Genomic DNA, 6,845 nt, shown 5'->3' with positions numbered 1-6,845 from the left:
CGGCTCAATGAATACTGAACATTACATAAGTAATGTTTGAATTGACTGTGCTGAATCTTTCGATTCAATGGTCACTTCGTATCATTGAAACCTAAATTATTTCCGAAGAAACCATTTGGATTATCATCAACGAGTGCCCACACAGATTGATAGGTCTATATTGTTAAAGAGCTTTCCTGTTGAGCTTTACTCAAAACAGGACGGCCATTTTAGCGAGTTAAAGTTTAGTGTCAATCACTTTTTTCAAACTTTCTTCAAGCGTTTCTGCTTGGCTAATTTGGCTTGCTAACTTGGCTTCTTACTTTCGAAACTTAAGCTTCGAAGCGTTGCCGTGTCAGCGAGGTGGCATTATAGAGATTGCGATCACATTGGCAAGCCCTTTTTCTCGTTTTTTTTGATTTTTTTATCGTTCGGATAAATTTGCATCAAAAGCGGTCAAAAGAGCACGTTATTTCTACAGTTCTCTAAATTTATCTGCGAAAAGAGCCACTTTTTCCCAATTGGTGTACTCCACCTCTTTGGTCGTATCGGTTTCGCCACCCGTCATCGACATAATGAACCTAATCATAGTTCTGTCGAACCAGCTATAACGTGGGTAATAAAGTGCACCAGCAAAAACACCGATTAGCGTTGGTTTCCAAGGCGACTTAATTAGGAACTTGCGAATGTAGGCACTACCTTCAGGTGTATCCTTTCCTTGGTCCTCTTTACGAGCGGTTAGGTTTACGCAGAAAAATGCCACTTTATTTTGCTCCAATTGATTGAGGTTTCGCTCAATAAACTGGTATAGCTTTTTATTAAGATGGCCATAGCGAATAGAGGCGCCTATCAATACTCTGTCGTATTGGCTGAAGTCAATCGTCTCGACATTATGTAAATCCACCAGCTCACAATCGAAATCTGGAAGTTGTTCATCTATATAGTGGAGAATTTTTTTAGTCTGCCCTTCGCGGGAAGAGTATAGAAATAATGCTTTTGCCACGATTTCCCCTTAGCTACGCCAAAACGTCGGCGTAAGTAGAATAAGTAAGGTAAAGATTTCCAAACGACCAAACAGCATAGAAACTATTAATACCCATTTTGCTTTGTCGTTAACATCACCAAAGTGAAGCGCCACTTCTCCCAAGCCAGGACCGAGGTTGTTCAGAGTCGCAGCCACCGCCGAGAACGCACTGAGCTCATCCATTCCTGTTGCAATCAACCCCAACATACAAACCACAAATACCAATGCGTATGCGGAGAAGAAACCCCAAACCGCATCGACAACACGTTGCGGTAGGGCACTGCCACCTACTTTGATGGTGTAAACCGCGCGTGGATGGACTAAACGTTTTAGTTCACGCGCACCTTGTAAGGTAAGAAGCAGGATACGGATCACTTTCATGCCGCCGCCTGTTGAACCAGCACAACCACCTATAAAGGAAGAGAACAATAACAGCACAGGTAAGAAGAGAGGCCAATCCGCAAAACCTGTTGTCGTAAAGCCCGCTGTTGTGGATATTGATACGGTTTGGAACAGAGCCTGATCGAAAGCATCGTATGTCGATGTGTAAGAGTGATGTTTCAGTAATAATAGAAAGCAAATGATAAATAGCAGCACTTGAATAAACAAGAAGGCACGAAACTCAGGATCTTTCCAGTAATACTTGGGATGTACGCCACCTGATGCAAATGCAGCAAAGTGCAGCGTGTAGTTACATGCAGATATAAGCAGAAAAACCACAGTAATCAGGTTAATCGCGTAACTATCAAAATATCCGATGCTGGCATCGTGGGTAGAGAAGCCGCCAATAGCAATGGTGGAAAAGCTGTGACTGATGGCGTCAAATGGCGTCATACCAGCTAACCAAAAAGCCGAAGCACAGGCGATAGTCAGGCTCAGATAGATGTACCAAAGCGCCTTAGCAGTTTCTGCTATGCGCGGCGTCACTTTAGTGTCTTTGACTGGACCAGGGATCTCGGCGCGGTAAAGCTGCATACCACCAATGCCAAGTACTGGCAAAATCGCCACAGCTAATACGATGATTCCCATACCGCCGAACCACTGCAGTAACTGTCGATAGAATAGAATCGCTTTAGGTAACTCATCCAAACCAACAATAACGGTCGCCCCGGTCGTCGTGAGAGCAGAAAACGATTCAAAAAACGCATCTGTCACTGAGACGTTCGGGTTGTCAGCAATGAGAAAGGGGATCGAGCCTGCACTGCCAAGTACTGTCCAGAATAAGACGACAATAAGAAAGCCATCTCGAGCTTTAAGCTCGTGCTTATACCTGCGGTTTGGGTACCAACAAACGGCCCCACAAAACAGCAGAACAAAAAATGTCGTGACAAAAGGCACACCAGCACCATCTCGATAGATCAGCGCAACGAGTGCTGGCGCAAGCATAGTGACACTAAAGAGTGCGAGCAGTAGCCCGACGATTCGAATAATTGAACGAAATTGCATGGATAAATTGACTAGCGAAGCTGTCCCTGTTGCTTCCTGTTTTTCATTATTGTCCGTCTAGCGGAGTGACAATTGCCTTTGCCCCGCTTTTATTGATGATTGCTTGGGTAAACGCGCTCACTTCTCGAAGCTCAATTTCCACCACTAATACGACCTGATCGCTGTATTCAGCCTCGACTTCTATCGCACCAAATTGCGGCATGATTGATTGTGCGATCGGCATAAACCCATAGTCTAACGTTAGTCTGAGCTTTGTGGTTATTTTTTTCTTAATAGTTTGAAGCAGCTTGAGCGCTTGTTGAACCCCACCCCCATACGCTTTAACCAAGCCGCCTGTACCTAACTTGATTCCACCAGAGTATCGCGTGACCACAGCCGTGATCTCCCCCACCCCAGATCCAGACAGCTGCGCCAGGATTGGTTTGCCTGCTGTTCCGGACGGCTCCCCATCATCACTAAAGCCCCATGTCATTGAATCTTCCGGGCGACCAGCAACAAAGCCCCAACAGTTATGTCTAGCATCAGCGTGTTTAGCTTTGATTTGATCAACAAATGCTTTTGCAGCTTCGATACTTGGCGTGTGCGCTAAATAAGTAATGAAGACGCTCTTTTTAATTTCTTCTTCAAATTGAGCGGGCTCTGCTGGAATCAGATAAGGCTTGTCATTCATAGGATTATGGATTCAGGTCTATTTGCCTGAAGTCTATCACGAGTGTGATTTACCCGTCGCATAAGATCTGCCACAGCGCACAATGTTAAACACTTGTTTAAAAAATGTATTGAAATTAAACAATCCACGATCCAAACTAACTTTACTGGTCAAACCAGAACAAAAATAAAACGACTTCCTCGATACCTATTTGCCGAGGTACACGGCGTCGTTGAAATAGGTATACAGACAATCCACGATTGTATGTCATGGAGATAGACAATGATTTACCAAGCCGAAACCCTACAGGTAAAGGAAATACAAGATGGTATTGCAGAGCTAAGCTTCTGCTCTCCAAAATCCGTCAACAAACTCGACCTAGCGACATTAGAATCGCTAGATAAAGCTCTTGATGCGCTCATTGCCCATCAAGGCCTCAAGGGGTTGTTGCTCACTTCAGATAAAGACGCATTCATTGTAGGCGCAGACATTACCGAGTTTTTAGGTCTGTTTGCTAAAACGGATGCCGAGCTCGACCAATGGCTGCAATTTGCTAATAGCATCTTTAACAAATTAGAAGACTTACCCGTTCCGACCATCTCAGTGATCAAAGGCCACGCTCTTGGTGGCGGTTGTGAATGTGTGCTAGCAACAGACATGCGTATTGGTGACAAAACCACCAGCATCGGCCTACCAGAAACGAAACTGGGAATCATGCCTGGCTTTGGTGGTTGTGTACGCTTGCCTCGCGTTATTGGCGCAGACAGCGCAATGGAAATCATCACCCAAGGTAAAGCATGCCGAGCTGATGAAGCATTGAAAATTGGCTTACTCGATGCTGTTGTAGAGACTGATGCTTTATACGAATCAGCACTACAAACTCTTAACTCTGCAATTAACGAGAAACTTGACTGGCAAGCACGCCGAGCACAGAAAACATCTCCGCTAACGCTGAGTAAGCTTGAATCAATGATGAGCTTCACCATGGCGAAGGGTCTGGTGGCACAAAAAGCAGGTCCTCACTACCCTGCCCCAATGACAGCCGTTATCACGATTGAAGAAGGTGCTCGCTTTGCACGTAATGAAGCGTTAGACATTGAACGTAAGCACTTCGTGAAATTGGCTAAATCGGAAGAAGCAAAATCACTCGTTGGCCTATTCCTTAATGATCAATACATCAAAGGCATTGCGAAAAAAGCAGCGAAGTCAGCAAGTAAAGACACGCAACGTGCAGCCGTATTAGGTGCAGGTATCATGGGTGGCGGCATTGCTTACCAATCAGCGCTAAAAGGTGTGCCAGTCTTAATGAAAGACATCGCGCAAGCGTCGCTCGACCTAGGCATGACTGAAGCATCTAAGCTGCTGAATAAACGCTTATCTCGCGGTCGCATTGATGGCTTTAAGATGGCGGGTATTTTAGCGTCAATCACACCGAGCTTACATTACGCAGGTATTGAAAACTCTGATGTGATTGTTGAAGCTGTCGTTGAAAACCCGAAAGTAAAAGCAGCAGTTTTAAGTGAAGTTGAATCCCATGTCGGTGACGACACCGTTATCACCTCAAACACCTCAACGATTCCTATCAACCTATTGGCAAAATCACTAAAACGCCCAGAAAACTTCTGTGGTATGCACTTCTTCAACCCAGTGCATCGTATGCCTCTTGTTGAGATCATCCGTGGTGAGCACACCTCTAATGAAACCATCAATCGTGTTGTGGCGTATGCTGCGAAAATGGGCAAATCACCAATTGTCGTTAATGACTGCCCAGGGTTCTTCGTTAACCGCGTATTGTTCCCATACTTTGGCGGCTTCAGCATGCTACTTCGTGATGGTGCTGACTTTACGAAAATCGACAAAGTCATGGAGCGTAAGTTTGGCTGGCCGATGGGACCGGCGTACTTGCTTGACGTAGTCGGCATTGATACCGCGCACCACGCACAAGCTGTGATGGCTGACGGTTTCCCTGAGCGTATGGGTAAACAAGGTCGTGATGCGATTGATGCACTGTTCGAAGCAGACAAATATGGTCAGAAAAATGGTAATGGCTTCTACAGCTACACCATAGATAAAAAAGGTAAGCCGAAGAAAACCTTCTCCGAAGCGATCTTACCGGTACTTGCTGACGTTTGTGCCGATAAGCAGGACTTTGACGATCAGACCATCATTCAACGTATGATGATTCCAATGATCAACGAAGTGGTGCTGTGCCTACAAGAAGGCATCATCGCGACTCCGCAGGAAGCAGATATGGCATTGGTTTATGGTCTTGGTTTCCCTCCATTCCGCGGTGGCGTATTCCGCTATCTAGACAGCGTGGGTATTGCTGAATACGTTGAAATGGCAAAACAACACGCCGAGCTAGGTGCGATGTACCAAGTACCGCAAATGCTGATTGATATGGCGGCGAAAGGTGAAAGCTTTTACGGTGCACAACAGCAAGGTTCTATCTAAGGAGGGATTCTAAAATGACTAATCAAACAAGAAATGTTGTCGTAGTCGATTGTCTACGTACTCCAATGGGTCGCTCTAAAGGTGGTGCTTTCCGTCATACACGAGCAGAAGATCTATCTGCGCGCCTAATGAAAGGCATTCTTGCGCGTAACCCACAAGTGAACCCAAGCGAGATTGAAGACATCTACTGGGGCTGTGTACAGCAAACACTAGAGCAAGGCTTTAACGTTGCACGTAATGCGGCGCTGCTTGCTGGTCTGCCGATTGAAATTGGCGCCGTGACGGTGAACCGCTTGTGTGGCTCATCAATGCAAGCGCTTCACGACGGTACACGTGCCATCATGACTGGCGATGCTGAAATCTGCCTAATTGGTGGTGTTGAGCACATGGGGCATGTGCCAATGAACCACGGTGTAGACTTTCACCCAGGTATGTCAAAGAACGTAGCAAAAGCTGCGGGCATGATGGGCTTAACGGCTGAAATGCTTGGTAAATTACATGGTATTAGCCGTGAGCAACAAGACGAGTTTGCCGCTCGCTCTCACGCTCGTGCGCACGCAGCAACCGTAGAGGGTCGTTTTAAAAACGAAATTCTACCAATTGAAGGCCACGCAGCAGACGGCACACTGTTCACTCTGGATTACGACGAAGTGATTCGCCCTGAAACATCCGTTGAAGGTCTATCTCAACTTCGCCCAGTGTTCGACCCTGCAAACGGTACAGTAACAGCCGGTACATCATCGGCTCTGTCTGATGGTGCATCAGCGATGTTGATCATGAGTGAAGAGAAAGCCAATGAGCTTGGCTTGAAGATTCGTGCACGTATTAAAGGCATGGCCATTGCGGGCTGCGATCCTTCTATTATGGGTTACGGTCCTGTACCTGCGACGAAAAAAGCGCTCAAGCGTGCCGGTCTTTCAATTGAAGACATGGATGTGGTTGAGCTAAACGAAGCATTTGCCGCGCAGTCTCTGCCGTGTGCTAAAGACTTAGGCCTGCTTGATGTTATGGATGAGAAGGTCAACCTTAACGGTGGTGCGATAGCATTGGGTCATCCACTAGGCTGTTCTGGTTCACGTATCTCAACAACGCTGATCAACCTAATGGAAGCGAAAGACGCGAAATACGGTCTGGCCACCATGTGTATCGGTTTGGGTCAGGGCATTGCGACAGTATTTGAACGACCATAACAGTTCAAGACGTTGTTGTAGTGATCGAGCCAACAATCATAAGCAAATGAACTAGTACTAAAATTTTTAGTATTACACTTAAGGGCGACAATTGATGTCGCCC

Annotated in this window: 5 protein-coding genes; 2 read left to right on the top strand and 3 right to left on the bottom strand. The window is 46.1% G+C overall.

Annotated elements, in window-relative coordinates:
- Positions 1-454: 454 nt before the first annotated feature.
- The 3 genes from hemG to IQR33_RS20405 are packed head-to-tail and all read right to left on the bottom strand — an operon-like array spanning position 455 to position 3,119.
- On the bottom strand, positions 455-982 hold the full coding sequence (gene hemG, locus IQR33_RS20415) for a menaquinone-dependent protoporphyrinogen IX dehydrogenase (protein WP_005378894.1): 528 nt from the start codon (positions 980-982) through the stop codon (positions 455-457).
- A gap of 9 nt (positions 983-991) precedes the next feature.
- Positions 992-2,449, bottom strand: coding sequence for a TrkH family potassium uptake protein (locus tag IQR33_RS20410; RefSeq protein ID WP_005378893.1), 1,458 nt, complete (start codon positions 2,447-2,449; stop codon positions 992-994).
- Positions 2,450-2,495: 46 nt separating this feature from the next.
- On the bottom strand, positions 2,496-3,119 hold the full coding sequence (locus IQR33_RS20405) for a YigZ family protein (RefSeq protein WP_193837677.1): 624 nt from the start codon (positions 3,117-3,119) through the stop codon (positions 2,496-2,498).
- A gap of 261 nt (positions 3,120-3,380) precedes the next feature.
- On the opposite strand from IQR33_RS20405, the gene fadB reads away from it, so the two are divergent.
- Together fadB and fadA are read left to right on the top strand one after the other, a co-directional pair.
- The gene (gene fadB / locus IQR33_RS20400; protein WP_193837678.1) at positions 3,381-5,552 is read left to right on the top strand and encodes a fatty acid oxidation complex subunit alpha FadB; all 2,172 of its coding nucleotides are present in this window, start codon (positions 3,381-3,383) and stop codon (positions 5,550-5,552) included.
- 14 nt (positions 5,553-5,566) lie between these two features.
- Complete coding sequence (gene fadA, locus IQR33_RS20395) at positions 5,567-6,742, top strand: acetyl-CoA C-acyltransferase FadA (RefSeq protein ID WP_006743176.1); 1,176 nt, start codon at positions 5,567-5,569, stop codon at positions 6,740-6,742.
- Positions 6,743-6,845 lie beyond the last annotated feature (103 nt).

The sequence above is a fragment of the Vibrio sp. OPT46 genome, assembly GCF_015163535.1.
GTDB classification, from domain to species: domain Bacteria; phylum Pseudomonadota; class Gammaproteobacteria; order Enterobacterales; family Vibrionaceae; genus Vibrio; species Vibrio alginolyticus.
This window is presented reverse-complemented; position numbering and strand designations above follow the sequence as displayed.